We start from the raw sequence: 360 nt of genomic DNA, 5'->3' as shown, positions 1-360 counted from the left end.
CGAATTGTCAACCGAAGTGCAACACTGAAGCCTAAGGAAGAGGAACGGTCTACCAGGTGGTCCTGGCCCTGGTCTTGGGCCAGGGCCGCAGCCTCTGCTCTTTCCGGGGCCCTGGGGGGAGAGGGCCCCGGAAAATTTTTGGCATTTCAGACCGCCGAGGCGGTCGCCCGGAGTTTCTCCACACATTCCCGGAATGCTTCCGCAGGGCTGCGGTAGCCAAGGATCTTACGTAACCGCTCGTTCAGCACAACCTGCATGTGGTGGACGAACTCTTTACTGAAGTGATGCAGTGAGACACCCTTCTGGATGAACTCACGCAGCAGGCCGTTGGCATTCTCATTACTGCCCCGTTCGCTGGGC

At 58.9% G+C, this 360-nt stretch carries 1 pseudogene; it reads right to left on the bottom strand.

Annotated features, from left to right (window positions below):
- Nucleotides 1-146: 146 nt before the first annotated feature.
- Nucleotides 147-360 (bottom strand): annotated as a pseudogene (locus L248_RS16035) (IS30 family transposase); the annotation flags it as partial.

It is taken from the genome of Schleiferilactobacillus shenzhenensis LY-73 (genome assembly GCF_000469325.1).
Taxonomy (GTDB): Bacteria; Bacillota; Bacilli; order Lactobacillales; family Lactobacillaceae; genus Schleiferilactobacillus; species Schleiferilactobacillus shenzhenensis.
Note: the sequence above shows the minus strand (reverse complement) of the source record. Positions and strands in the feature narration are given on the sequence as shown.